The 25,429-nt window shown below is 39.6% G+C and carries 22 protein-coding genes and 3 pseudogenes; 12 read left to right on the top strand and 13 right to left on the bottom strand.

What is annotated here, in order from left to right:
• Nucleotides 1-68 precede the first annotated feature (68 nt).
• On the bottom strand, nucleotides 69-443 hold the full coding sequence (locus AAC851_RS04395) for a diacylglycerol kinase (RefSeq protein ID WP_340600559.1): 375 nt from the start codon (nucleotides 441-443) through the stop codon (nucleotides 69-71).
• Nucleotides 444-633: 190 nt separating this feature from the next.
• Between AAC851_RS04395 and AAC851_RS04390 the strand changes: the two genes are divergently transcribed.
• A complete protein-coding gene (locus AAC851_RS04390) occupies nucleotides 634-1,701 on the top strand; it encodes a 4-phosphoerythronate dehydrogenase (RefSeq protein ID WP_340600558.1) in 1,068 nt (355 codons plus the stop codon).
• Nucleotides 1,698-2,684: an EF-P lysine aminoacylase EpmA gene (gene epmA / locus AAC851_RS04385; protein WP_004638316.1), complete on the top strand. Its 987-nt coding sequence runs from the start codon at nucleotides 1,698-1,700 to the stop codon at nucleotides 2,682-2,684. The genes AAC851_RS04390 and epmA overlap by 4 nt, the downstream gene beginning before the upstream one ends.
• A 48-nt stretch (nucleotides 2,685-2,732) precedes the next feature.
• Here the strand turns inward: epmA and AAC851_RS04380 are convergent, their stop codons facing one another.
• Both AAC851_RS04380 and AAC851_RS04375 read right to left on the bottom strand, forming a co-directional pair.
• Nucleotides 2,733-2,912, bottom strand: coding sequence for a hypothetical protein (locus AAC851_RS04380; RefSeq protein WP_005081751.1), 180 nt, complete (start codon nucleotides 2,910-2,912; stop codon nucleotides 2,733-2,735).
• A 215-nt stretch (nucleotides 2,913-3,127) separates the two neighbouring features.
• Entirely contained in the window at nucleotides 3,128-3,745 is a 618-nt protein-coding gene (locus tag AAC851_RS04375; RefSeq protein ID WP_004638319.1) for a rhomboid family intramembrane serine protease, read from the bottom strand.
• Between the two features lie 153 nt (nucleotides 3,746-3,898).
• Here AAC851_RS04375 and nfuA point away from each other — a divergent pair, with 153 nt between their 5' ends.
• Together nfuA and AAC851_RS04365 are read left to right on the top strand one after the other, a co-directional pair.
• Nucleotides 3,899-4,537 (top strand): Fe-S biogenesis protein NfuA, encoded by a 639-nt coding sequence (gene nfuA, locus AAC851_RS04370; protein WP_004638320.1) that lies wholly within the window; start codon nucleotides 3,899-3,901, stop codon nucleotides 4,535-4,537.
• Between the two features lie 174 nt (nucleotides 4,538-4,711).
• A pseudogene (locus tag AAC851_RS04365) lies at nucleotides 4,712-6,755 on the top strand (ligand-gated channel protein).
• Nucleotides 6,756-6,789: 34 nt separating this feature from the next.
• Here the strand turns inward: AAC851_RS04365 and AAC851_RS04360 are convergent.
• On the bottom strand, nucleotides 6,790-7,797 hold the full coding sequence (locus AAC851_RS04360; protein ID WP_017395769.1) for a hypothetical protein: 1,008 nt from the start codon (nucleotides 7,795-7,797) through the stop codon (nucleotides 6,790-6,792).
• Nucleotides 7,798-7,821: 24 nt separating this feature from the next.
• Nucleotides 7,822-8,829, bottom strand: coding sequence for an alpha/beta fold hydrolase (locus tag AAC851_RS04355; RefSeq protein WP_017395770.1), 1,008 nt, complete (start codon nucleotides 8,827-8,829; stop codon nucleotides 7,822-7,824).
• A 236-nt stretch (nucleotides 8,830-9,065) separates the two neighbouring features.
• Between AAC851_RS04355 and AAC851_RS04350 the strand changes: the two genes are divergently transcribed.
• Nucleotides 9,066-9,680, top strand: a complete 615-nt coding sequence (locus tag AAC851_RS04350) for a carbonic anhydrase (protein WP_005081763.1) — start codon at nucleotides 9,066-9,068, stop codon at nucleotides 9,678-9,680.
• 84 nt (nucleotides 9,681-9,764) lie between these two features.
• Complete coding sequence (aac(6')-I, locus tag AAC851_RS04345; protein ID WP_100833441.1) at nucleotides 9,765-10,202, top strand: AAC(6')-Ighjkrstuvwx family aminoglycoside N-acetyltransferase; 438 nt, start codon at nucleotides 9,765-9,767, stop codon at nucleotides 10,200-10,202.
• A 21-nt stretch (nucleotides 10,203-10,223) separates the two neighbouring features.
• Here aac(6')-I and AAC851_RS04340 read toward each other — a convergent pair whose 3' ends face one another.
• Entirely contained in the window at nucleotides 10,224-10,853 is a 630-nt protein-coding gene (locus tag AAC851_RS04340; protein WP_113997995.1) for an arylesterase, read from the bottom strand.
• Nucleotides 10,854-10,890: 37 nt separating this feature from the next.
• Here AAC851_RS04340 and AAC851_RS04335 point away from each other — a divergent pair, with 37 nt between their 5' ends.
• From AAC851_RS04335 to AAC851_RS04330, 3 genes and pseudogenes are all read left to right on the top strand, one after another.
• On the top strand, nucleotides 10,891-11,595 hold the full coding sequence (locus AAC851_RS04335; RefSeq protein WP_004638327.1) for an ABC transporter ATP-binding protein: 705 nt from the start codon (nucleotides 10,891-10,893) through the stop codon (nucleotides 11,593-11,595).
• Nucleotides 11,592-12,225: pseudogene (locus AAC851_RS15905) on the top strand (ABC transporter permease); the annotation flags it as partial. The gene AAC851_RS04335 and the pseudogene AAC851_RS15905, both read left to right, overlap by 4 nt.
• A gap of 77 nt (nucleotides 12,226-12,302) precedes the next feature.
• A pseudogene (locus AAC851_RS04330) lies at nucleotides 12,303-14,078 on the top strand (ABC transporter permease); the annotation flags it as partial.
• Nucleotides 14,079-14,158: 80 nt separating this feature from the next.
• Here AAC851_RS04330 and AAC851_RS04325 read toward each other — a convergent pair.
• Complete coding sequence (locus tag AAC851_RS04325) at nucleotides 14,159-14,587, bottom strand: VOC family protein (RefSeq protein WP_161984624.1); 429 nt, start codon at nucleotides 14,585-14,587, stop codon at nucleotides 14,159-14,161.
• Nucleotides 14,588-14,848: 261 nt separating this feature from the next.
• Nucleotides 14,849-15,652, bottom strand: a complete 804-nt coding sequence (locus AAC851_RS04320) for a rhomboid family intramembrane serine protease (protein WP_004638330.1) — start codon at nucleotides 15,650-15,652, stop codon at nucleotides 14,849-14,851.
• A 98-nt stretch (nucleotides 15,653-15,750) separates the two neighbouring features.
• Here AAC851_RS04320 and mtgA point away from each other — a divergent pair, with 98 nt between their 5' ends.
• Entirely contained in the window at nucleotides 15,751-16,422 is a 672-nt protein-coding gene (mtgA, locus tag AAC851_RS04315; protein ID WP_004638331.1) for a monofunctional biosynthetic peptidoglycan transglycosylase, read from the top strand.
• Nucleotides 16,423-16,577: 155 nt separating this feature from the next.
• Entirely contained in the window at nucleotides 16,578-18,656 is a 2,079-nt protein-coding gene (gene ppk1 / locus AAC851_RS04310; RefSeq protein ID WP_340600557.1) for a polyphosphate kinase 1, read from the top strand.
• A gap of 49 nt (nucleotides 18,657-18,705) precedes the next feature.
• On the opposite strand, the gene AAC851_RS04305 is transcribed toward ppk1, so the two are convergent.
• From AAC851_RS04305 to AAC851_RS04285, 5 genes are all read right to left on the bottom strand, one after another.
• A complete protein-coding gene (locus AAC851_RS04305) occupies nucleotides 18,706-19,749 on the bottom strand; it encodes an NAD(P)H-dependent flavin oxidoreductase (protein WP_340600556.1) in 1,044 nt (347 codons plus the stop codon).
• A gap of 276 nt (nucleotides 19,750-20,025) precedes the next feature.
• On the bottom strand, nucleotides 20,026-21,030 hold the full coding sequence (gene cydB / locus AAC851_RS04300; protein ID WP_017395778.1) for a cytochrome d ubiquinol oxidase subunit II: 1,005 nt from the start codon (nucleotides 21,028-21,030) through the stop codon (nucleotides 20,026-20,028).
• 1 nt (nucleotide 21,031) lies between these two features.
• Complete coding sequence (locus AAC851_RS04295) at nucleotides 21,032-22,465, bottom strand: cytochrome ubiquinol oxidase subunit I (RefSeq protein WP_125502671.1); 1,434 nt, start codon at nucleotides 22,463-22,465, stop codon at nucleotides 21,032-21,034.
• A gap of 153 nt (nucleotides 22,466-22,618) precedes the next feature.
• Nucleotides 22,619-23,077, bottom strand: coding sequence for a DUF2946 domain-containing protein (locus tag AAC851_RS04290; RefSeq protein ID WP_075315936.1), 459 nt, complete (start codon nucleotides 23,075-23,077; stop codon nucleotides 22,619-22,621).
• Between the two features lie 206 nt (nucleotides 23,078-23,283).
• The gene (locus AAC851_RS04285; protein ID WP_005091149.1) at nucleotides 23,284-23,985 is read right to left on the bottom strand and encodes a VIT1/CCC1 transporter family protein; all 702 of its coding nucleotides are present in this window, start codon (nucleotides 23,983-23,985) and stop codon (nucleotides 23,284-23,286) included.
• Nucleotides 23,986-24,205: 220 nt separating this feature from the next.
• On the opposite strand from AAC851_RS04285, the gene AAC851_RS04280 reads away from it, so the two are divergent.
• Complete coding sequence (locus AAC851_RS04280; RefSeq protein WP_340600555.1) at nucleotides 24,206-25,420, top strand: tetratricopeptide repeat protein; 1,215 nt, start codon at nucleotides 24,206-24,208, stop codon at nucleotides 25,418-25,420.
• Nucleotides 25,421-25,429 lie beyond the last annotated feature (9 nt).

The following is a 25,429-nucleotide window of genomic DNA, read 5'->3' as shown; positions in this document are numbered from 1 at the left end:
CATCTTCGTCTAGATCAAAAAAGTCCCTGCATCTGCAGGGACTTTTTTATATGGAATATATTGGATGTTTAGCGAAATAAAATAATCATCCAAGTAAAAAAGATAATAGCTAAAGAAACGAACTGGGCTGCGCTTCCCATATCTTTTGCATTCTTAGACAATTCATGTTTTTCAAGTGAAATACGGTCAACAACAGCTTCAATGGCTGAATTAAATAATTCGACAATAATTGCCAACAAACAGACAGCAACCATCAGTGTCTGCTCCAAGGCAGATACATGGATAAAAAAGCTGGCAGGAATCAAAATTAAATTAAGCAAGATAATTTGTCTAAAAGCAGCTTCATTGTTAAATGCAGCTTTAAAGCCAGCAAGCGAATAGCCTGTGGCATTTAGGATGCGTTTGATACCATTTTTGCCTTTATAGGGAGAATAAGGCATCATAATTGAACTTACAGAAAATAATATGCTGACATTATAAAAGTAAAAAACGATCTAGAATTGGCAAGAAGTTGCATGGGCATTTCAAAATCGTTGTCTTTCGCGCCAATTTTACTCAAACATTCAGATTTGATTTGTTAATTTCTTTGATGCTTAGGATAATAAGCCCAAAGAAAATTATGGAATTGACTGCATGAAAATTATCGCAGATGAAAACTTGGCATTTACCGATTATTTCTTTGCGGAATTTGCAGAAATACAGCATCGAGCAGGGCGTACGTTAACGCATGCAGATGTTCGGGATGCGGACGCTTTATTGGTTCGCTCAGTGACGAAGGTCAATCACGCTTTAATTGATCAAACTAAAATTCAATTTGTGGGTAGTGCCACGATTGGAACAGACCATCTAGATATTCAAACTTTAGAAAATCAAAATATCTCATGGAGCAATGCTGCTGGTTGTAATGCTCAGGCTGTTGCAGAATATGTCATTACCGCTTTATTGTACTTAGATATTGAATTATTAGAAAAAGATGCCGATTTTACTTTAGGAATTGTTGGTTTAGGTAATGTGGGTAGTCGACTGGCGGTGATGGCACAACTGCTGGGGTGGAATGTGATCGGTTACGATCCTTATGTGCAACTTAATGACATTGAAAATGTTTCTTTTGATACGTTGTTAGCGCGTGCAGATGCGATTTCAATTCATGTCCCTTTAACTTTAACTGGTGAATATCCAACGCAGCACTTGTTCAATCAAGCGACTTTAGCAGCAATGAAACCTTCAGCCATTCTAATCAACAGCGCGCGTGGTCCTGTGATTCAGCAATCGGCATTGATGGCAGATATGATGAAAACCAAACGTCAAGTCGTGCTGGATGTATTTGAGTTTGAACCTGAGATTCCTCAAGATTTATTAGATCTATTGGCTTTAGCAACGCCTCATATTGCTGGCTATAGTTTAGAAGGGAAGGCACGAGGTACACAGATGATTTATGATGCTTTTTGCCAGAAGTTTGGTTATACCGCATCGAAGCGCTTTGAAAGTCAGTTACCAAGCGTTGAACAATATTTTGAACAACACGACTTGAAAGAAGTATTAAAGCAACGTCTTCCCCAAATTTATAATATTAGCGAAGATGACCGACAATTAAGAGCTTGTGTGAAACATGGTAAAGTTGATCAGCAGGCCTTTGATTTACTGAGAAAAAATTATCCATTACGCCGTGAATGGGCTGCACATGGTGGACCAAAAGCATGAGTCAAGATGAAATGAAAAGCTATCAACCGACCTGTTCTATCGAAGCTCTAAAAGCGCGTGCCGAGATGTATAAAAAAATTCGCCATTTTTTTGCAGAACGGAATGTTTTAGAAGTCGAAACACCTATTTTGTCCCAAGCAGGGGTCACTGATGTACATTTGGCATCGGTACAAGTACAGCGCCATATTCATGGAAAATTAAATACCCAATATTTACAGACTTCTCCTGAATTTCCAATGAAGCGTCTGTTGGCAAGTGGAAGTGGGCCAATCTACCAAATCTGTAAAGTATTTCGTGATGATGAACATGGACGTAAGCACAATAGTGAATTTACCATGTTGGAGTGGTATCGACCTGCAATGGATTTAACAGCCTTGATGCATGAGACAGCCGATCTGTTAGAAAGCTGTTTGGCACATCGTTTTGGTGATATTCGTCCCATTGTTTTGAGTTATAAGCATGCATTTCAAGACCGCTTAGATATCAATCCATTGCAAGCATCACTCAAGCAGCTCAAAGAAACGGCTCATCGTGTTGGGCTTAATTTAGATTTGGGTGATGACCGTTTAGCGTACATGGATTTATTATTCTCTCATTTTGTAGAGCCGAGTTTGGGATTTGATAAGCCTGTATTTTTGACGGATTTCCCGCCTGAAATGGCTTCACTAGCAAAAGTCAAACAGGATGAAGATGGTGAGTTAGTTGCAGCACGCTTTGAGGTCTATATAGAGGGCTTAGAGCTGGCAAATGCCTATGATGAATTGTTGGATGCGGATGTGTTAGCTTCACGTTTTGAAGCAGATAATAGGCAACGTGCTGAACAAGGTTTGCCTGTGATTCCAACTGATCAGTATTTATTGGCAGCACTTCCCAATATGCCTGAATGTTCTGGGATTGCCTTAGGTATTGATCGTTTATTGATGGTGGTGATGAATCAGGTGAATATTGATAAAGTCATCGCCTTTCCAGCAGAGATCGCTTGAACTTAAAAGCGCCTAGATGCACATCATTTAGACGCTTATAAATGATGATTAGCAACGCCCTTGTTTTGCTAGTCCTGGTGGGCAGAAATCTCCCTTACCGCCTTGGCGATGGTATCTGTGGTCATAGCCATCTGGGTCAATCACCACGCTGCCACGTGGGGTATGTACTGCACATGCAGATAGGCTGAGACAGAATAAAATACTTAAGCTCAATAAAATTATTTTCATATTTATACATCCTTTGTATTTGATCTGATTAAATTTTAAGCCTATCTCATCTTTTTTACGAGTTGATTTTTTATACAATAACATGCTTTGGTTAAATTTGGCTGATGCTGATACGAGTGAAATCGATCAAAGTTAATGATAATAAGAAGGTTAGATCAAATTTGATGTGTATATTTGAAAAACAAGCCTCATTTGGAGGCTTGTTTTTTTATTGTTTAAAATGGCAATTTGGTCAGTTGATTGAGGAAATGCGGAACCACTCTAGGCTCTAAGATGATCGTCACTACAATACCATAGGCAGCTCCCCAAAGGTGGGCGCTGTGATTAATGTTACTATTGCCGCGTTTGCCAGACCATACACTATATGCCACATATAAAATGGCAAAAATAATGGCAGGGACAGGGATGAAGAAGACGAAAATCAAGTTCCAAGGTTGGAACAAGATATAGGCAAAGAGTACTGCTGAAACAGCACCAGATGCTCCTAGGCTTGCCCAACGAGCATCATGTCGATGTTTTAGATAGCTTGGTAAAATTGCAACAATTAGACCACCCAAATAAAATAAGACAAACCCCATGTCATAGAAAAACTGGCGATAAAAACTTTCAATGATATTGCCAAAGAAAAAAAGCGTGATCATATTGAATAGTAAATGCATACCATCAGCATGAACAAAACCATGCGTAATAAAACGATCATATTGACCACGTTGCATTGCTGGTGGCCAAAAAATAAGTCGGTTCATTACACGTTGATTGGAGAATGCGAGTAAAGAAATCGCGACTGTGATCAAAATCAGGGTCACAGTATGATTGAAGGGTAGATGTAACATAAACGTTTCAAATTGATCAGTGTCTAAGCAATAATGCCATTAAAAACTTAATAAACAATGATCTTGCATAGAATTCCTACAAAAATGGTTGATTTTTTTTCATTACCCTCCATCTTCAGTTAATATAACGACATCAGCTTGAGGATTATTGTTATGTCGACTGAGAACACCAACACTGCTGTCGCAGAAGAAATTCCAAACCTTTTGATTACTCCCTCTGCACAAGAGTATTTAAGTGATTTATTAGCAAAACAAAATACTCCAGGGATTGGCGTTCGTGTTTTTGTAGAAAATCCGGGTACTCCACGTGCTGAATGTTGTATGGCATATAGTGCACCAGAAGAAGTTATACCAACGGATTATAAACAGGACTATCCTGATTTCCCTGCTTATGTAGATGCACCATCGATTCCATATTTGGTTGATGCGGTGATTGATTACAATAAAGATCGTTTTGGTGGTCAATTAACGTTCCGTGCACCAAACTCCAAGGTGCCTCGTGTAGGACCAGATGCTTCTATTGAAGAGCGCATTACTTATATCTTGCAATCTGAGATTAACCCAGGTCTAGCAGGGCACGGCGGTAACTGTAGCCTCGTCGAAGTTCAAGAAGATGCTGAGCATGGGCTTACTGCTGTATTGAAGTTTGGTGGTGGTTGCCAAGGTTGTTCTGCGATTGATGTAACCTTGAAACAAGGTGTAGAGACAACGCTGCGTCAACATATTCCGGAGTTACAACGTGTGGTTGACCAAACAGACCATACACAAGCAGAAGGTGCTTATTTTAAGTAAGCCTAGCATGTAGAAAATTTGAAATAGCTTCATATCTTGAGGCTATTTTTTTTGTAAATTACAATCCAATTAATGATAGTAATTATCATTAATATTTACAATTATATCCAATATTGTTACCATGATGTGTGAAATATCCACTTTTAAATCACATGTTAATTTATTGGAATTTGTATGTATAAACAATCAACTCTCTCACTGCTATCTTTATCAGTTCTTGTCTGTATGTCTTCAATCGGTAATGCTTCAGCAAATGAGATTGAGGGAAATGCACGTAGTAAAGGTGAAAATTACAATAAAAATGTGACCAAATTAGATAAGATTGTTGTTACTGCGAGTGGATTTGAACAAGACATTAAAAAAGCTGCGGCATCTATTTCCGTTCTCACACAAGAAGAAATTAATAAAAAAGCTTATCGTGATGTGACAGATGCATTGAAAGATGTTCCAGGAGTCGTTGTCACGGGTGGTGGTAGCTCAAGTGATATTAGTATTCGGGGAATGGGCAGTGCCTATACCGTTATCATGGTCGATGGTAAAAAAGTAAATACGCGTTCAGTACGACCAAATAGCGATAATTCAGGAATTGAACAAGGATGGCTACCTAATATTGGAGCGATTGAACGTATCGAAGTGATTCGAGGACCAATGTCAGGTTTATACGGTTCAGATGCTATGGGGGGGGGTAATTAATATCATTACTAAAAAAAATACGACTGAATGGACTGGATCTATCAAATTAGATACGACATTACAAGAAAATTCTGATTCAGGTAATCTTTATCAAACTAACGCTTATATAGCAGGCCCTTTAATTGCCAATCTCTTATCGTTCAAAGCCAATGGACTATATTCTCAGCGTGATGAAGATGATATCTATGGCGGTTATAAGAAGCAAAAAATGCGTGCAGGCGGTGCGGCATTTAGCTTAACACCGAATGATGATCATACGATTGATTTGGAATATCAACGCTCTATTCAAGCACGTAACGCAACCGTGGGTAAAACAATAGAAAACAAACCAAATAAACGTGGTGAATATCCTACAGATTCACTCACCAATTATTATCGTACAGAATATAGCTTAAAGCATCGTGGTCAAATTGGTGCGGTAGAAACAAACTCCTATATTCAGCGTGAAGAAAATGATAATCCATCACGCAATATGGAAGCGACCAACACCACGTTTAATACCATCAATAAAATTAATTTTGACCAACATAGTTTGAGCTTTGGTGGGATGTACTTAAAAGAAGAGTTAGATGATCAAGGTAATCAATTAAGTGTGGGTGGTGCAAAACCTATTTCACATCTTGATCGTTATAGCTGGGCATTGTTTGCTGAAAATGCATGGAATATTGTTGATGACTTTACTTTGACCAGCTCAATTCGTTTAGATAAAGACGAAAAATTTGGTGATCACTGGAGTCCCAAAGTGTATGGAGTTTGGGGCTTAAATGATAATTGGGTGATTAAGGGTGGCATATCGACGGGTTATAAAACCCCAGCACTGCGTGCAACTGTTGCAGAATGGGGACAAGCTACAGGTGGTGGACAAAGCAATGGCGTGATTGTCGGAAATCCTGATTTAAAACCTGAAAAAAGTGTGAACTATGAAGTTTCATTTAACTGGGATAATTTAGATGATCTTACTGCTGGACTAACAATTTTTAATAGTGAGTTTAAAGATAAAATTACTGAAGTAAGAACCTGTCAGGGAGATGCTGGGTCAAATAGCTGTGATTGGTTAGGGGAGAAGTTTGATTTTGTTAGTTTGCGTGAAAATGTGGATAAAGCCAATATGCGTGGTGCAGAAGCAACGTTTGGCTGGAAAATCCTACCAAATGTAAACTTAAGTGCAAATTATACCTTTACCGATACTGAACAAAAGAGTGGCGTGAATAAAGGAAAGCCTTTAAATGAAATGCCAAAACATATGTTTAATACCACCGCAGACTGGGAGATTAATGATCAGTTTTCAAGTTGGGGGCGTATCAATTATCGTAGTAAAACCTCGGATTATTTAAGTCGTACAACGATGGAAAAAGGTAAACCAGCCTATACCATGGTGGATGTTGGGTTGAATTACAAACCAACACAGAACATCGCGGTCGCAGCAGGAATCTATAACTTATTAGACAAAGAGATTGATACAGCAACTTATAATTATGTATTAGATGGACGTCGTTATAATCTAGGTGTGACTTATAGTTTCTAAGATATAAATTCAAGGATAGGGCTGTTGTAGTCCCTTATCCTTGTAATTTAAAAATCTCAGAAATCTGCTCTGAATAATAAAACTTCTCTAAATAAGAACGAGCACGTTGTCTTAAATAACCTGTTTGGATCACTTGTTCTAAAACATGCACTAACAAATCATTTAATTCATTCTGAATCAAATCTTCATCAATATTGAGATCATGAAGCAACAAATCAAAAGTTCGTTCTTGATTTCGTGCATACCATGCATAAACGCCATCATGGACTTGTTGTTTCAAATAGTCGCTTTGACGAATATGATCCCAAATCTCATGTCCCATAGCCACAGTACGAGGTAAATCTTGTACTTCAATATAGTTGCGTAAAACCGACAATGGCATTACTTTGATTTTATGCCAAATATTAGCTTGAAAGTGATAGAGCTTGTCATCATTGAAGTGTTGATTTAACACTTTCTCACTCATTTGACTGATTTTTAAAATATTCTTCTGTAAGTAGTGTCCAATGGTGTTATTCAGGTTTGAATCCGTTACGGTTTCTAAAACTGACTTTCCCATTTTCATAAACTGCCCCACACCAGGGACACGTTTAGACATCACTGAGTTGTCTAAATAATCTTGAATAGAGTGTTGGATGAGTTGTGTAATCAGTGCAGAAAACGCTGGATTATTCACAACAGTTTTGATTAATCGTTGGCGGTGTCCGCTTTTACTTGCGATGTATTGTGCGATGGAATCAATGGTTAAAACCGGGATAACATCCTCAATTGGAGTTTCATCATTGACCGGATGAATCAGTGCAAAACGGATATGCTCTGCAATCTGCTCAATTAAAAATGAACTTGCAGGTGTGGCTAAGATCTGTTTTTCGATTAAATCAAAGATCTGTTCAAACGACCAAATGTGTTGTAATTGCTGTAAGCGCAACCAATGATAGAACTGTTTAAACTCATGTTGAATAGTTTCTGTTTGAGCAAACTCATGGTCGAGAAAATCAAGTTGTGCATCAATCAATTGTTCTATCATTGGATGTTTTTGCATAGGGTTTAAATCACGCCTCTAAGTTTATGGTGTTGAAGCGGTTGCAGGCTTTTGTGCCTGAATTTTGCTCAAAAATGGTAGATACTGTTGAACAACCAATTGATCCGCTTCAAGAATCGGCATGTGTCCCACATTTTCTAAAATCACAGGCGCTTGCGCATTTTTCAATAATGACTTTAATTCTGGTGCAACTTCAACATTGATAATTTTATCTTGTTTGCCCCATAAAATAAGCGTTGGAGCATCGATAGCGCGTGCGAGCAAAGCAAAAGAGTCAGGCGTGTATAATTTATTTAGGGCAATCACTTGATCGACCATTTTTTTGGTCTGTTCAACTTGGCCGATCATCATGCGTTCTTGAGCTTGTGCAATTTCTTTTGGAATAAAAGGTGGGGCATACATCGCTTGCTGCATCAGGAAATTAAAATCTCCTTTTTTACTCACAACCATATTTCTCAGTTGATTTGGATCTTTTAGATAAGGCGTGTTTGCTGAACGATAAACGCCCGCGGCATTGACGAGAAACAGGCTCTTAGTTTCAAAAGGATATTGACCTGCATAGAGCATGGCAACTGATCCACCGAGTGAGTGACCCGCAATATGTGCTGGCCCAGTTAGGTTGGCAGCCTCAATAAAACGACGTAACTTTTCTGTTACGTTCGGAACAGAATAGTCAAAATCTTTGGGAACTTGTGTTTCACCGCTGGCTGGTAAGTCAGGAATGATGACATGATAGTTTGTGGTCAATGCATGAGCAACACGATTCCAGTTATCACGACTACCTGCCAAACCATGAATTAAAACAATAATTGGTTTACCACTTTTTCCACCTTCACTGTATGACCAAGTGATATCACCTACTTTTAGGGTTTTGGTTTGTAGACCAGCCCATGAGCGTTCTTGTTGGAGTAGGTTTTGGAAACTCATTTCAATTTCAGCAGCATGTGTTGTATTTATGGTTGCTGTTAAACTAAGTGCCAATAGTGCGGCAGTGAATGTCTTAGCTATGGGTAACGAAAATGGGATATTCATCTTTGCTCAGTCCTTGATCTATTTTAAACCAATTGATTATTGAGGATGTTGCTCAGTGAGTCATTTGCATAATCTACAGGTGTATGGAAATTCTTGCCAATGAAATCAGTATTTTTAAGCTATTTTTATGATCAAAGGTATGTTCCTTAGTCGATGCAGTTTGTATTTTTGTCAGTGACATTCAACTTAGCGCAGATTAAACTATTTTCTCATATTTACCATAGATGGATATACACATGCTCACTGCCAAAGAAACTCTAGAACGTTTGAAAGCTGGTAATGCTCGTTTTGTGAAAGGGGAAGCAACCCAACAAAAATTGCTCACTCACCAAGAGCGTGCCGAGATGGCAAGTGAACAAAATCCTTTTGCGATTATTTTGGGTTGTTCAGATTCACGCGTGCCTGCTGAAATGGTGTTTGATCAAGGCTTAGGTGATTTATTCGTGATACGTGTTGCGGGTAATATTGTTGCACCGTCGCAAGTCGGCAGTGTTGAGTTTGCCGCAGAACGATATGATTGCGCCGTGGTTGTGGTTTTGGGGCATAGCCATTGTGGTGCAATCCAAGCAACTATTGATACTCTAAAGAATCCAGATCAACCGCCATCATCAAACCTGATGTCAATTGTGAATCGTGTGCGTCCATCGGTAGAAATTTTGATGCAAACTGAGTTAAAGGACGATTTGAAAAAACTGTGCGCTCATGCTGTTCGTTCAAATGTTTTCGCGTCTGTAAACCAGCTACGCCATGGTTCTGCTGTATTAGAGAGCCTAATTGAAAAAGGTAAAATGATTGTTGTGGGTGCTGAATACTCACTAGAAACAGGTGAAGTCACATTCTTTGATTTTTAAATCATATCCATGGCTAACTTTTTAAGTTAGCCATATTTCAGCTGTTATTTTCAGGATGTTGATGAGCATAGTGGTGGTTATCTCATGAATATTAAACCTGCATCAGAAGCTTCACTCAAAGATTGGTTAGAATTAAGAAATAAATTATGGAGTGATTCTGAATCTTCTCATTTACAAGAGATGCATCAATTATTAACCGAAAAATATGCCCTACAATTATTAGCCTATTCTGAGCACCAAGCTATTGCGATGTTAGAAGCCTCAATTCGGTTTGAATATGTGAATGGGACTGAGACTTCTCCTGTGGGTTTTTTGGAAGGTATTTACGTACTTCCTGAACAGCGTCGCTCGGGCGTTGCAACCATGCTTATTCGACAGGCCGAAGTGTGGGCAAAACAATTTTCTTGCACTGAATTTGCATCTGATGCGGCATTGGACAATGTAATTAGTCATGCTATGCATCGTTCATTAGGTTTTCAAGAAACTGAAAAAGTCGTTTATTTTAGTAAAAAAATAGATTAATCCAACTTGAGATGCAGTTATTTACAACGCCCCTCGAATATAAGGATAAGCCAAGTTAAGCATGATCGGTTGTGCTTTGGCATTTGGATGAATTTGATCGTTCTGCATCAAACTTTTATTGCCCGCTACACCTTCAAGAAAAAACGGTAGTAGTTTAATACGGTATTGTTGACTTACAACTTTATAATTATTTTCAAAAGCACGGCTATAGGCTGTACCATAATTTGGTGGTATTTTCATACCAAACAGTAAAACAGTGGCCTTTTGTTTCTGACTCAGTTGCACCAATTGAGCTAAATTTTTTTGAATCAATTGTGGTGGTTGCCCACGTAACCCATCATTTCCACCCAGCTCAATGACGACAACTTCAGGTTGATAGGTTTGCAAAAGTTTGGGTAGTCGTGCGAGCGCACCACTGGTAGTTTCTCCACTTACGCTTGCATTGACCACCTTATGCTGTTTCGGATAGTGTTGGTCTAAACGTTGTTGTAGTAAGTGAACCCAACCTTGTTTGGTTTCAATACCATAACCTGCGCTCAGACTGTCGCCCAATATTAAAATCGTCTTTGCAGAAGCCAGCGTCGGAGATAGAAAAACGCCGATCATCATCAATGGTTTCGATATCGACAAAATCACTCTAGAAATTTGCATAACCGTAATTAATTTGCTCAACAGGATACGTGACATCATGCCACAACCGATTATTTCTGCTCAAAAAGTTACACAAAATATTCAAATTAATCAGCAAAGTTTAACGATCTTAAGAGAGATTGATCTTGAGATTTATCAAGGTGAGCAAATTGCGATTACTGGGCGTTCAGGTTCGGGTAAGTCAACACTGTTAGGTATTTTAGCAACACTGGATCGACCAAGTAGTGGTGAGTTATGGGTATGTGGACAAGCCGTTCATACGCTTACAGAAGAGCAACGTGCACAGGTACGATTAGAAAATATTGGTTTTGTATTTCAGTCCTTTCAACTATTGCCCCAGTTGAGTGCTTTAGAAAATGTGATGTTGCCATTACGTTTACAGCCAAACTTTAATTTTAAGCAAGCAGAACAAAAAGCTTTGGCATGGTTAGAGCGTGTTGGACTCGTGCGTCAAGCTCAACAAACACCGAAAGTGTTATCGGGTGGCGAACAACAACGTGTTGCGATTGCTCGTGCTTTGATCGCAGAACCGAAGATTATTTTTGCCGATGAACCAACAGGCAATCTTGATGGTCAAACTGCGGAAGAGATTGAGCAGCTTTTGTTTGATTTGAATAAGGCGCTTGGAACGACTTTAGTTTTAGTCACGCATGATCAAAATCTAGCCGCAATGTGCCAACGACATGTACGACTTGTCGATGGTCAAGTTCAGGATGTGATCAAAGTTGGGGAAGGGGTATGAATTCAATTGTAAAACCCTTACTTCTACAGAGCTTTCGTACAGGTGGATTGTATCTGTTGATCATTGCTTTATCTCTCGCGATCAGCGCTACGACTGCATTAAAATTTAGCAATACACAAGTACAAAATGCAGTCACTCTACAAGCAGCAGAAATGCTTGGCGCTGATTTGGTGTTATCTGACCATGAACCTATCCAAGCTGATTGGCATCAGCAGGCTGAAAAACTAGATCTGAAGCAGTCTGCTGTAACGGTCTTTGGCTCTATGGCACATACGGATGATCAGTTTATGATGGTGAATGTTAAAGCCGTCGATGAAAATTTTCCTTTACGAGGAAAATTAGAGATTTCACCAGTGGCACAGACGATTCAGTCGGGACAAGTCTGGTTAAGTCCTCGAGCAATGGACTTATTACAGGTAAAGATCGGGGATCAGGTTGCGATTGCAGATGGCCAGTTTAAGGTCTCAGGGCAGATTGAACACGATTCGAATCAAGAACTTGGTTTTTCTGGTTTTTCACCGACTGTGATCATTCATCAAACTGATATTGCTAAAACCAATGCTGTTCAAGTGGGAAGCCGCATAGAATATCGTTTACTTATGGCTGGAACATCGGCACAGGTCAACACATTTCAACAACAGTTTGAACTGCAAAACAAGCAAGATCATCCTGAGGTTCAAACAGATGATCCTACCATGTCGAACCAAGAGACGAGTTCTTTAAAATTGCGAGATGCGAGTCAATCCAATACGCGATTGATGAAACCAATTGAAAATTTGGATACCTTCTTGCAGCTTGCCAATTTGTTGACAATTTTATTATGCGGTATTGCCATTGCCTTAACCAGTCAACGTTATGTACAACAAAACCAAGATCATATTGCATTGTTACGTTGTATGGGTGCAAGTAAGAAACAAATCATTGTGGCTTATTGTGTGTTACTCGCAGTGGTCAGTGCCTTATCGATTATGGTCGGAAGTTTGATTGGTGTTGGTTTGGGTTATGGATTGTTGCAGTTAATGTTGCAGTTGATACCGCAATTACAATTGAGTTTTGCTATAGGTGATTTGTTTTATGCCTTACCGGTCGCTATTTTTACCAGTGTAATGGTGCTGATTGGTTTTATTTTGCCAAGTATTTGGGAATTGCTAAACACACCTCCAATTCGAGTGATTCGACAGCAAGAACGTTCGCGTAAATCTTATGTTGCAATGTTTGCGGTAGGAGTGACGAGCTTAGTTATTTTTAGTTTGGTTTTGAGTGATAACTTGACGCTAAGTTTATTGGTATTGACCGCAATCTTGTTCTTGTGTGCTGTACTTTATGTACTGATTTGGCTGTTATTAAAAGCGATCAAACAGCTTAAACATCCAATCTCTGCCTATGTACGGATTCCTCATCAAACCGCTTTGCAAATTACAGCTTTGGCCTTGGGGTTAAGTTTAATAACAGTGCTCAGTGTTTTAAGAACCGATTTATTACAACGATGGCAACAGCAATTGCCTGAAGGTACACCCAATCAGTTTGTTTATGGTTTACCACCTTTTGATATGCCTCTGCTAAAACAGCAAATTGAACAAAATGGTTGGCAATCCACACCACTTTATCCAAATATTCGGGGACGGTTGATCGCAAAAAATGGAGAGGCATTTTCACCTGAATTGGTTGAGCAGAATAACTCATTACGTCGAGAACTCAATTTAACTCAAGCATCTGACTTTCCGAATGACAATATCATTACAAGTGGTGAGCGTGTGTTCACAAAGACACATCAAGTTTCCGTCGAAGAAAAGTTAGCTGCTGAACTAGGTATCCAGATCGGCGATGAGCTCAGTTTTAGTTTGCCCGAAGGAACATTACAGGCCACAGTAATCAACCTCAGATCGGTTGAGTGGGAGAGCTTTAGTCCAAATTTCTTCTTTATTTTTTCGCCAAATAGCATGGATGAAAATGCAGGTAGTTATCTAGGGAGTTTTTACGTACCTCCTACGGATCAAGCCAAAATGGTGTCCTTAATTCAACAGTTTTCAAATACCGTGTTTATTGATGTGGGACGTGTTTTGGATGAAGTGAAAAGACTGATGAATGTGTTGGTGCAAATTGTCACGGTATTGGCAATGCTGGTGGGACTATCTGGTTTACTGGTGTTGATTGCCTGTCTAAATGTACTGATGGATGAGCGACGTAAAGAAGTCGCGTTGATGCGCTCATTTGGAATTGCTAAAAATAAATTGAAACGGATGCTCAGTTTAGAGATCGGTTTTATTGGTGCATTGGCTGGTGTGGTAGCCTGTCTTTTTGCTGAGGTGATTAGTGCGATTGCCAGTTATAAAATGCAAATGGCAATCCAATGGCACCCTGAGATTTGGTTAATTCTGCCGTTGAGTATGCTGTTGGTTTGTACCTTGATTGGACGTTATCGCCTAAGCTATTTATGTGATATTCCACCCTTGCAGAGCTTGAGGGAAATCAACCAATCTTAAAAATTATGTAATGATTTAGATGCAAGATATTCTGTTATTTTGCATCTAAATCCTACTATGCTTTAAAAAACTTCGTTTGATCAACAATCCGAGGGTGGCATAATTTGTGGATTCCAGACGATTTCCCAAAGATGGCCATTCGGATCAAGAAAGTATCCTGCGTAACCGCCATAAAAAGTATTTTGGGCTTGTTTCACGATGACAGCACCTGCTTTTTTCGCAGTTTCCATAATTTCATCAACTTCATTTTTATTGCTGACATTATGTCCAATCGACATGGCAGTTGAACTGACAGGTTGCGGAATTAATCCTGCATCAATCGCGAGATCTTCTTGAGCAAAGATTGCGAGTTTTAGTCCGCGTTGAAGATCAAAGAAAGCAACAGCGCCATGTTCAAACTCCTGACCTACAATACCTTCTGTTTGTAGCCCAAGACCATCACGGTAGAAAACAAGCGATTGTTCTAGATCGGTAACGCCAAGCGTTAAAATGGAAATGTGTGGTTTCATCTTTGTGCCCCTTTTGATGTCATAGATGTACCTATATGAAGTGAGTACATTATTCGTCATGGGCCGTTAGTCGAATAACGGAAGAACTCGTATCAACGAGGGAATGGGCCAACCGTCCCAAACCTAATCTGTTTTTGACAAAAAAAGCATAATAAATGGATGGATTTTAGTCAATATTGAAAGGGTAGTATGCGCATGAATGGATTAAATTGGGCGGTGATTTGTTTGAGATGATCGCCCAATTTAATTGTTTAAGCGATTTTAATTGAGTTTATTTTGCATCAAAATCTCATACCATAACGGATGTAGTGTTTGACCTAATGCTGTGCAGTAAACGTAAAATCCATATAGCAATAGTGTTGCAATCAGAACAGCTCCAAGTTGGAACATTATTTTTTTCCCAGTTTTTTGGCTGAGATACCATGCGGTTGCTAAAACAGCCCCCATGATCATCCCACCGATATGGGCAGCATTATTAATCCCTGAAACTGTAAAGCCGAATATGAGGTTAATTGCCATAATCAATAGCAAAGACTTCTTATCTAAGAGGAAACGTTGTCGTGGCAACATCGGTAAGACGGAAATAATGGTAAGGGCTGCACCTAATCCCATCACTGCACCAGAAGCACCAGCACTGATTTTAGGTAAGTATTTTGGATCAAAATGCTGTAGCAATTGATAGCCATCTAGGATACTGAGATAGCTTGATAGAACACTCCCCATCAACCCAGCAAGGAAATAAAGTGCAATATAGTAGCGACGACCAAACAGTTGCTCAGCGATACTGCCAAAAATGTATAATGCCCACATATTCAGCATGAGATGGATCATTCCGAAATGGAAAAACATGCTGCTGAAAAGCCGTTCTGGCTGACCTAAAAAGGTCAGTGGTGTGAAATCTGCACCCCAAGCAATTGCATCAACAGGGGAAGGGTCGGTAATATCGACGCCTGTGAGGATTTGCCAGCCAAATAGGCTCACGTTGATAGCAATCAAAGCTGCAGTAAACCACCAAGTATGTACGTGTAATTTTTGAGTAATTTGTGGTGGTGTTGTTTCAGTCATGTACTTAAATGAGTTGCTGCAATGAAAAATAGCTTAGCATGAATCGAAGGTTTGTAGATACGACGCAGACTTTTTGCACCTAGGAGTGATGCATTTAAATGAAAGCCTTATTCGCGCGTATAGTGATGCTGATCATCGGCGTGATCTTACTGATTCAGTTGTGGATTTTTAGTAGTCTCGTTTGGTGGCGCACTCATCCCGTCAATACCACCATGTTTATGCGTTTGGACTACTGGTCTGATCTAAAACCGATTCAACATCATTGGCGTGACTATGATGAAATTAGTGATAATTTCAAACATGCAGTTCTGGCGGGTGAGGATGCTAAATTTATTCATCATCATGGTTTCGACTGGGCTGGGATTCAGCATGCTTTAGAGCGTAATAATAAAAAAGGTGAAGTTGTGGCGGGTGGTTCGACGATTTCACAACAATTAGCGAAAAATTTATTCCTCTACAATAAACGTTCATTTGTGCGCAAAGGACAAGAAGCCATCGCGACATGGATGATGGAGCGTATGTGGTCAAAACGTAGAATTTTAGAAGTGTATATGAACTCTGTTGAGTTCGGACAAAATATCTACGGTGTAGAAGCTGCTGCGCAATTTTATTATGGCAAAAGTGCGAAAAGCTTAACGCGCGAACAGGCCGCCTTTCTCGCTGCATTGCTACCAAACCCTAAATATTATCAAAACAACCGTAATGATCGAAAGTTGCAATACCGTAAGCGTGTTATTTTGAAATATATGAACGGGACGCAAAAACCTTAAATGTTCATTTGGTAGTTGATGAATAAGATCTCCGCAGATTGGAATTATTTTATAAAAGAAAAGCTCAATATTTTTGGGCTTTTTTACCAAATTGACATAATTTTGCAGCATACTTAAATCATCACTTGATAAATGATAATGCGACAAGGTTCGGTATGAATACTGCAGTGACGACAACAGCGCCAATAGAATACAGTTACAACGATCGTTATATTAATCGTGAACTTTCAATTCTTGATTTCCATCTTCGTGTATTGGAACAAGCAGTTGATCCACTTCATCCCCTGTTAGAGCGGATGAACTTTTTGCTGATCTTTTCACGTAACCTCGATGAGTTTTTTGAAATTCGTGTCGCAGGGGTTATGGAGCAACTAACATTAGGTAATGAAAGCCGTACTCCTGATGGCTTAACCCCAAAGCAAGTGTTGGAACAAATTTCAAAAACAGCACATGCTGCGATTGAGCGCCAATATCGTATTCTTAACCAAGAAATTTTGCCGAAGTTACGCGAAGAAGATATTTGCTTTTTACGTCGTGGTGAATTAACACCAGCTCAATCGGCATGGATTAAGAAATATTTCCAAGAACAAGTTGCACCTGTACTGACACCTATTAGCCTTGATCCTGCTCATCCATTTCCACGCTTAGTGAATAAAAGTTTAAACTTTATTGTGACTTTGGAAGGTAAGGATGCGTTTGGTCGTCAAATTGATCTAGCGGTTGTGCCTGCTCCACGTTCATTACCTCGTGTTGTTCGATTACCTGATGAATTAACAGATGGTAAGGAACATCATGTGATGTTATCTGCCATCATCCATGAGCACGTATCAGATCTGTTCCCCGGCATGACTGCGACAGGATGTTATCAGTTTCGCGTCACGCGAAATGCTGATTTGGCACTAAATGAAGATGTTGAAGATTTAGCGAAAGCTTTGAAAGGTGAGTTAAGTTCACGTCGTTTTGGTCGAGCGGTGCGTTTAGAAGTCACACATAACTGTCCAGAGCATATCTATAAATATTTGTTAGATGAATTTGATCTAAATGAAGAGCAGCTTTACCGTGTGGATGGACCGGTAAATTTAGCGCGTCTACTTTCTAATTTTAAACGTCCTCATCTACGTTATGACTCACATACGCCTATCTTGCCTAGAGCGTTTAAAAAGTCTGAGAATATTTTTGCGGCGATGCAAAAGCAGGACATTCTTCTACACCATCCTTTTGAGTCATTTGCACCAGTGATTCAATTATTACGCGAAGCGGCGCGTGATCCTCAAGTTTTGGCGATCAAACAAACCCTTTATCGTAGTGGTGCTGACTCAGAAATCGTGCAAGTGCTTGCTGAAGCGGCACGCAATGGTAAAGAAGTAACGGCTGTGATTGAGCTGCGTGCACGTTTTGATGAAGAGTCAAATATCGAAGTGGCAAACGTTTTGCAAGAAGCGGGAGCGGTGGTTGTATACGGTATCGTTGGTTATAAGACTCACGCCAAAATGATTCTGGTTGTGCGCCGTGAAAATAATAAACTGATTCGTTATGTTCATTTAGGTACGGGTAATTACCATGCAGGCAATGCGCGTATTTATACTGACTACGGCTTGATGACCACTGACAAAGATATTTGCGAAGATGTGCATCGGATTTTCCAAGAGCTCACGGGTATGGGCAAAATGGCAAAACCGAAAAAGCTTTTGCATGCACCTTTTACTTTGCACGCGCAATTGATCAACTTTATTGATGATGAAATCGCAAATGTAAAAGCAGGAAAAGCAGCCCAAATTATCATTAAAGTAAATGCATTGACGGAAGTGCAGTTGATCAACAAACTGTATGAAGCTTCTCAGGCGGGTGTGCAAATTGATTTAATTATTCGTTCTATCTGCTGCTTACGTCCAGGTTTGCCAAATCTGTCAGAAAACATTCGTGTTCGTTCGATCGTTGGTCGTTTCTTAGAACATACTCGTGTTTATTATTTCAGCAATAATGGCAATCCGCGTATTTATTGCTCAAGCGCAGACTGGATGGATCGTAATCTGTTTAATCGTGTGGAAGCGTGTTTCCCAATTGAAGATCCTGCGTTGAAAAAATCAATTTATCAACTGGGTCTGTTAAATTATCTTAAAGACAATCAACAAGCATGGTTGCTACAAGGTGATGGTGTCTGGGTACGTGCACAGCTTGCTGAAGGGGAAACTCCTCATAATGCACAGCAGAAGTTATTAGAAGCGATTAAATGATTGAGTTAAAAAAAATCGACCTAATTAGGTCGATTTTTTTTGCGAAAATTTAGCGTGTGGTCATTTCTACAATCAGTTGATTGACTAAATCGGCTGCTTCTAATTCGCGAATCTGTGACACATTACTTCCTGCCCAAAATGCACCATAACTATAATCTTGATGCTGACTTGCGATGCTCATTAATTGTTTTGCCAAATCATAAGTATATGGATAAGCAGGGACCGTTGGTCGATTCGGTGCATCGATTTGCGTATGCCATGTACCCAATAAACCCCGTGCTGGGCGACCAGATAAACTTGCACTTATTTGTGTAATACTTTGGCTAAACAGCGCTTTACGGTAGGCAGCATTGGCACTTGAACTTTTACATTGTACAAATGCAGTCCCCAGTTGTACTGCACTTGCGCCATGTTTTAACATATTTTTTGCCTGATCACCATTCATGATGCCGCCAGCAGCAATGATTGGTCGTGAACAGTGTTGGGTAAGTAATTCGACCAAATCACTGGTTTTGATTGCCGCATCAAAATGTTGATTAAAAATACCACGATGTCCACCAGCTTCAATGCCTTGCGCAATGATTAAATCAATACCAGCAGCTTCTATGGCTTGGGCTTCTATCAAATTTGTTGCAGACACCATCGTGATGATGCCTGCATTTTTGAGCGCTTTAATTTGATGAGCATGAGGAGTCCCAAAATGAAAACTGACAGCTTTAGGTTTAGTCTCTAATACCACATTTAAAAAATCGTCATTTTCTAGAAAGCTGGGGTAAATACACTTGAGTTCAGTTGGTGGCTGAGCATCAAATTTTTTGAACGCTGGGGTTAAATATTCAATCCATTGTTGTTCATGCTGTGGATTTAATGGTTCTGGTTGATGACAAAAGAAATTGACCTGAAATGGATGGTCACTGAGCTGTTGAGTTTTTAAGATGAGTTCTTTTGCTGATTCCGGTGTATTGGCACCAAGACCCAAAGAACCGAGTGCACCTTGATTGGAAACTTCAGCTGCAAGTTCAGGAGTAGACACACCTGCCATAGGTGCTAGAAAAATAGGATGTTTTATTTCTAGTAATTCTAAAATTGACATGTATTAGTACCTCATCTCTTTTCATCCAACATAGCTTAGATTTAAAAAAAATAGCAAATAATAGTGGTTATTTACTTGAGGAATGAACTATTAAGGAATGATGTAAAAAGGTGTTTGACTCATGAATAGTCAAACACCCAAAAGAGCTTAGAGGTTATTGATAAGCCAACATGAGCAAAGCCTTAAAGAGACCTGCGATAATTGCCAAACCTAAAAAACCAACTAGCCATAATCCGATAAACCATTTGATTTGTGATTTTTTCATTGGATTTCACCTCAATGATAGCCTTCGTCACCGATACGTACTTTATCTCTAAAGATCCAGTATCCCCAGAAGGTGTAGACCAAAATGATTGGGATCATGATTGCAGCACCGACTAAAGCAAAGATTTGGCTTTCTTTTGGCGCAGCGGCATCCCAAATCGTGACAGATGGTGGAATAATGTATGGCCATAAGCTAATGACAAAGCCAGAGTAGGCAAGAAACATCAGCATTAAAGTATAAATAAAAGGTTTATATTCACTTCTATTTACACAAGCGCGCCATGCCAAATAGCTAAAAATCAATACTAAAATTGGAACAGGGCTAAAGTAGATCAGTTGTGGCACAGTAAACCATTTCTCTGCAATGGCAGGTTGACTATATGGGGTATATAAACTCACCGCAATGAAAATTGCCAATAGTGTGAAGATCAGTTTTGGCATCAGATCATACATTTTGTTTTGTAGTGCTTGATCTGTTTTTAGAATTAACCAGCCACATCCCAACGCTGCATACATCACGACCACACCTAGACCAGTAAATAGAGCAAAAGGTGTTAACCAGTCCAAACTTCCCCCAACATAGATACCATTTTCAGTTTTTAAACCTTGAATATAGGCACCTAAAATCACGCCTTGCAGGAAGCTGGCAAGTGTTGACCCCCAAATAAAAGCCATATCCCAAAGTGCTTTGGAGCGATTCGCTTTAAAGCGGAACTCAAAAGCAACACCCCTAAAAATGAGGGCAATCACCATTAGGGTAATCGGCATATAGAGAGCGGATAATACGGTTGCGTAGACGATTGGGAAGGCCGCAAACAAACCAGCGCCGCCAAGCACCATCCATGTTTCATTGCCATCCCATACGGGTGCAACGGTATTCATCATCACATCACGCTCTTGCTGACCTTTGATGAAGGGAAATAGAATCCCGATGCCGAGATCAAAACCATCAAGTACGACATAAATTAATACGCCTAAGGCAATAATCATTGCCCAAATAAGAGGAATATCGAACATGTTATTCTCCTTTCTTCTGGTCATTGTTATCGAGGCTTTCATCAACAGCACTCAGCGGACGCATTGGCGTTTTAAAATGACCAACGCCGCCAGAATCTTGGACTGGGGTATGAATGAATTGCGGACCTTTGTACATGAGTTTGAGAATGTAATAAATCCCAGTACCAAATACGATGGTGTATACCACTACGAAGATGATTAGGGTAAGGCCAACTTGACTTGCAGAAACACTTGATAATGCATCTTCTGTGCGTAATACACCATAGACCACCCAAGGTTGACGACCTAATTCAGTTGTGAACCAACCTGCCAGTAAGGCGATATAACCTGTCGGTCCCATGATGAGGGCAAATTTATGGAACCATTTTTTCTCATAAATTTGATCTTTTTTGCGGAGGATTAACCCGATCACGGCAAGTAAAACCATGAGTGTGCCTAGCCCCACCATGATGCGAAAACTCCAAAATACCAGCGTTGAATTTGGACGATCTTTGGGAGCAAACTCTTTCAATCCTTTAACTTCACCATCAAGGCTATGGGTAAGGATCAAGCTTCCTAAATATGGGATACCTACTGCATATTTAGTGGTTTCAGCTTGCATATCGGGGATACCAAATAGATAAAGCGGCATAGGTTCGTTGACATTGGTTTCCCAGTGTCCTTCCATTGCAGCTAATTTAGCTGGTTGATGTTTTAATGTATTCAAACCATGATGATCGCCAATAATGACTTGTGCAGGTGCTGCAAATAAGATCATCCACATTGCCATGGAAAATGATTTTTTTACCAATGCATCACGACGACCACGTAATAAATGCCATGCTGCTGTTGCGGCAACGACTAAAGCAGAAACTAAAAATGCAGCGACAGCCATGTGTGCAAAGCGATAAGGGAATGACGGATTAAATACGATGGCAAACCAGTCTTTAGGGACAATAATGCCATTTTCTATTGCAAAACCTTGAGGAGTCTGCATCCAACTATTGGATGATAAAATCCAAAACATGGAGATACAGGTGCCGATTGCGACCATTAAGGTGGCAAAGAAATGGGCTCTTTCGCTGACACGCCCCCATCCAAACAGCATGACACCCAGAAACCCAGCTTCCAAGAAAAAGGCAGACAGCACTTCATAGGTCAGCAAAGGTCCAGTGACACTTCCTGCAATGCGTGAAAATTCACTCCAGTTTGTACCGAACTGATAGCTCATCACTACACCTGAAACAACCCCCATCCCGAAGGTCACAGCAAAGATTTTGAGCCAATATTTATAGAGATCTTGATAAATCGGATCATGGCTTTTTAGCCATTTCCATTCTAAAACGGCAAGAAAACATGCCAGTCCAATCGATGTCGCTGGAAAAATAATATGGAATGAAACAGTAAATGCGAATTGGATACGTGCCAATTCTAATGCGGTTAAACCTAAATCCATCACGAAGCCTCCGATACCGATCGAAACGGTTGTTGAAGAACATTGAGATACAGAGATTTATTTGCGATAAAAATCGCCAGTGTTTGCTGCCAAACAACAAAACAAGTTTGAAAAAACATGGATTACTCACTTTTCAATAAATAGTTCTAAACGCTAATTAATTGAAAAAGAGAGTGGTGGAGCTCGACCTTGGGGCAGAAGGAAAAGACGTTGTAAATCAAAAAAGAAGCTAAGGAAAAGCTGTTGCAAGTGAACATAACGCACTTGTATACGGACAAAGACTTCTTGAATACCTAATGTCGGCGGTACGACCAATTGTCCATAGAAAAAACAGAATGGGCATTGATGGTTAATATCATGCTGATGGGTATGATCGATGGCATCAGATGTGACATGATCAACTGTGCTGGCATGATGATGCTCAGAATGAGATCGAGAAACGATGGATGAGTTTTGTGTACCGTGATGATGTCGAGATTGGGATGACAGATGCACAACAGTCTCACAAGCTGGAGAAATTTGAAACTTCTCTGGCAAAAGAGGCTGTAGAAAAACAGCAAGTTGTAGTGTGATGGTTGCAAAAGCAAACCATATCCCAAGTCGATGTATCAAAACCGCTCTCTACATTGGATATTTACTGACCCTATTCATAAATTGGCTTTTGAGCTTGGTCTATGAGTGTAAGTTCTCTTTGATCATACATCCAAATGATAAAAAAAGCTTTAGACTGTGAGGAATATTATGCTTTTATATTTTTATGTCAAATAATTAACATTATCTAATAAGTGTTTGAACAGAAAAGTGATCTAAGTGTGTAATCAAAGTGGATGAACATTAAATAGTGAACCGATCCAACTTGAGAACAGCATGGCTAAAATCCCCCAGATGGTAATCCTTAAGCTGCTTTTCAACATCGATGTTTTTGCAACATAACCTGAAAGTGCACCTAACAATGCTAAAGACAAAATGCCTGTGAACATAACGGTTTGCGAGACATAATTTTCAGCGCTGAGTAAAATAGCGAGCATCGGTAATGCTGCACCACACGAAAAAGCAGCGGCAGAAGACAGTGCAGCCTGAATAGGATTTGCAGCAGTATTTTCATGAATACCGATTTCATCTCTTGCGTGTGCAGCAAGTGCATCATGTGCAGTGAGTTGAGTTGCAACTTGTAATGCTAACTGTGTGTCTAATCCTCTAGCAATATAAATTTGGGTCAGTTCATTTAATTCAGCTTGTGGGTTTTTCTTGAGTTCTCTTGCTTCAAACTTTAAATCAGCCTTTTCAATATCCTCTTGAGATTTTACAGAAACATATTCGCCAGCAGCCATTGATGTTGCACCAGCAATTAAGCCTGCTATGCAAGTGACTAATAATGTCTGGTTATGTGCACCACTCGCTGCCATTCCCATAACTAAACTGGTGACGGAAATAATGCCATCATTTGCACCCAAGACGGCAGCTCTTAACCAACCTGATCGTTGAATCACATGAGGTTCTGTATGATGTGAAAATGACATAGTTGTGCTCTTTGATAAAAAGTTAAAAAGTGTTTGTTTTCTTATGCGGCATACTATTTTTATCTATGATTCATATGCTGAATCGATTTATAAAATAACGTATTTTAACGACATGATAACAATGATTTAGTTATAATGTGTGAATAAATTAACATTTTAAATTGATTTAAGCTGACGATTATATCCACTTATAACTGGCAATATTTACTTGAGATATGTGATGAAAAAATCAAAAAAACAATTACTCAGTCATACCTTGTTTACGTTAAGCCTTTTGTTTCCATTACAAGCGGTTATGAGTGCTGAAGCTGATTTCGTAAAAGAAGGTGATGCGGCTTATAAACCTGGCAATCCAATTTATGATCGATGGGATCAGTTTTATAAATTAGAACAACAGCAGCCAGAGCAGGCGGAAAAAATTCTGCTCGAACTTGCAGCACTTACCCCACAAGATATTAAAGTGTGGAAAAGTCTGACTTATTTACAAATTCGTTTGAATAAACAAGATCAGGCTTTATACAGCGTTCGTAAAGCATCGCAACTTGCACCTCAGGATGATCAACTTAAGCTACAAGAAGCATATTTGTTGAATCAACTGCAGAGAGATAGAGATGCTTTACCAATATTCAAAATGCTGGCTCAGTCAAATGATGTAGAAATCGCAACTAAAGCGCAGCAAGCAGTACAGAATTTAAGTGGTGGGACAGTCAAACCTGTATTCAAAGATATTTATTTTGCACCGTCATATGAGTCGCGCTACGACGATTTTATTTTTCCGTTAAAAATGCGTTATGGACGTAATTGGGACAATGGCCGTGCACAGGTTTATGGCTTTATGAATCTAAATCGTGATACTAAATCACGTGGTGGAGTTCGACCTGAAATCATTGATGAGAATGCAGTGACGGTTGGTGTAGGGGCAAATTATCAGCCTTGGCTAAGTATCCCGATTAGAGCCTATTTAGAATTAGGTGGTAGTTATGACTTAATTGATCGTAATCGAGATAAGTTCCGTGAGAGTGTTGTTGGTGGTGTAACAGGTTATCAAGAATGGTACGCAAATCCGAGTGTAGAAAATCGCACGGTTTGGAATGATTATTTCACCGACCTGTATGGTAACGTGGCTAGTTATTCACGTGAAGATTATAATGTCATTGCAGATTTAAGATTACGCTCAGGTTTTAATGTTTACCGAGGTGAAACGGGAACTGTACAAGCCTATGCCAAATTACATGCTTTGGCAGATTCTGAAGGTGAGAATTATAATAATTTATTTGAATACGGTGCTGGTGTTGCGTGGCAACCGTTTAATTATTTGCCTGTAAAAGTACGTGTTGAGCGTTTATATGGCCACTATTTCAAAGATGCATTGGCGAATGGACAAGAGCGTTATAACAACACTCGAACGGAACTGGTATTTTATAAGAGTTTCTAAGATCTAGGC

This window comes from Acinetobacter sp. HZNU-JH01, from assembly GCF_037996845.1.
Taxonomy (GTDB): Bacteria; Pseudomonadota; Gammaproteobacteria; order Pseudomonadales; family Moraxellaceae; genus Acinetobacter; species Acinetobacter haemolyticus.
The sequence above is the reverse complement of the archived record's forward strand: the minus strand, read 5'-3'. Positions and strand labels throughout refer to the sequence as shown.

What these genes read in the sequence shown, in the direction of transcription:
- AAC851_RS04280 (WP_340600555.1), top strand. Translation starts at nt 24,206, where the DNA reads ATGAAAAAATCAAAAAAACAATTACTCAGTCATACCTTGTTTACGTTA.
- epmA (WP_004638316.1), top strand. Translation starts at nt 1,698, where the DNA reads ATGAGTCAAGATGAAATGAAAAGCTATCAACCGACCTGTTCTATCGAA.
- ppk1 (WP_340600557.1), top strand. Translation starts at nt 16,578, where the DNA reads ATGAATACTGCAGTGACGACAACAGCGCCAATAGAATACAGTTACAAC.
- AAC851_RS04325 (WP_161984624.1), bottom strand. Translation starts at nt 14,587, where the DNA reads ATGAAACCACACATTTCCATTTTAACGCTTGGCGTTACCGATCTAGAA.
- AAC851_RS04305 (WP_340600556.1), bottom strand. Translation starts at nt 19,749, where the DNA reads ATGTCAATTTTAGAATTACTAGAAATAAAACATCCTATTTTTCTAGCA.
- AAC851_RS04295 (WP_125502671.1), bottom strand. Translation starts at nt 22,465, where the DNA reads ATGGATTTAGGTTTAACCGCATTAGAATTGGCACGTATCCAATTCGCA.
- AAC851_RS04360 (WP_017395769.1), bottom strand. Translation starts at nt 7,797, where the DNA reads ATGCAAAAACATCCAATGATAGAACAATTGATTGATGCACAACTTGAT.
- AAC851_RS04350 (WP_005081763.1), top strand. Translation starts at nt 9,066, where the DNA reads ATGCTCACTGCCAAAGAAACTCTAGAACGTTTGAAAGCTGGTAATGCT.
- cydB (WP_017395778.1), bottom strand. Translation starts at nt 21,030, where the DNA reads ATGTTCGATATTCCTCTTATTTGGGCAATGATTATTGCCTTAGGCGTA.
- AAC851_RS04335 (WP_004638327.1), top strand. Translation starts at nt 10,891, where the DNA reads ATGCCACAACCGATTATTTCTGCTCAAAAAGTTACACAAAATATTCAA.
- AAC851_RS04395 (WP_340600559.1), bottom strand. Translation starts at nt 443, where the DNA reads ATGATGCCTTATTCTCCCTATAAAGGCAAAAATGGTATCAAACGCATC.
- mtgA (WP_004638331.1), top strand. Translation starts at nt 15,751, where the DNA reads ATGAAAGCCTTATTCGCGCGTATAGTGATGCTGATCATCGGCGTGATC.
- AAC851_RS04390 (WP_340600558.1), top strand. Translation starts at nt 634, where the DNA reads ATGAAAATTATCGCAGATGAAAACTTGGCATTTACCGATTATTTCTTT.
- AAC851_RS04340 (WP_113997995.1), bottom strand. Translation starts at nt 10,853, where the DNA reads ATGCAAATTTCTAGAGTGATTTTGTCGATATCGAAACCATTGATGATG.
- AAC851_RS04320 (WP_004638330.1), bottom strand. Translation starts at nt 15,652, where the DNA reads ATGACTGAAACAACACCACCACAAATTACTCAAAAATTACACGTACAT.
- AAC851_RS04380 (WP_005081751.1), bottom strand. Translation starts at nt 2,912, where the DNA reads ATGAAAATAATTTTATTGAGCTTAAGTATTTTATTCTGTCTCAGCCTA.
- AAC851_RS04375 (WP_004638319.1), bottom strand. Translation starts at nt 3,745, where the DNA reads ATGTTACATCTACCCTTCAATCATACTGTGACCCTGATTTTGATCACA.
- AAC851_RS04285 (WP_005091149.1), bottom strand. Translation starts at nt 23,985, where the DNA reads ATGTCATTTTCACATCATACAGAACCTCATGTGATTCAACGATCAGGT.
- nfuA (WP_004638320.1), top strand. Translation starts at nt 3,899, where the DNA reads ATGTCGACTGAGAACACCAACACTGCTGTCGCAGAAGAAATTCCAAAC.
- AAC851_RS04355 (WP_017395770.1), bottom strand. Translation starts at nt 8,829, where the DNA reads ATGAATATCCCATTTTCGTTACCCATAGCTAAGACATTCACTGCCGCA.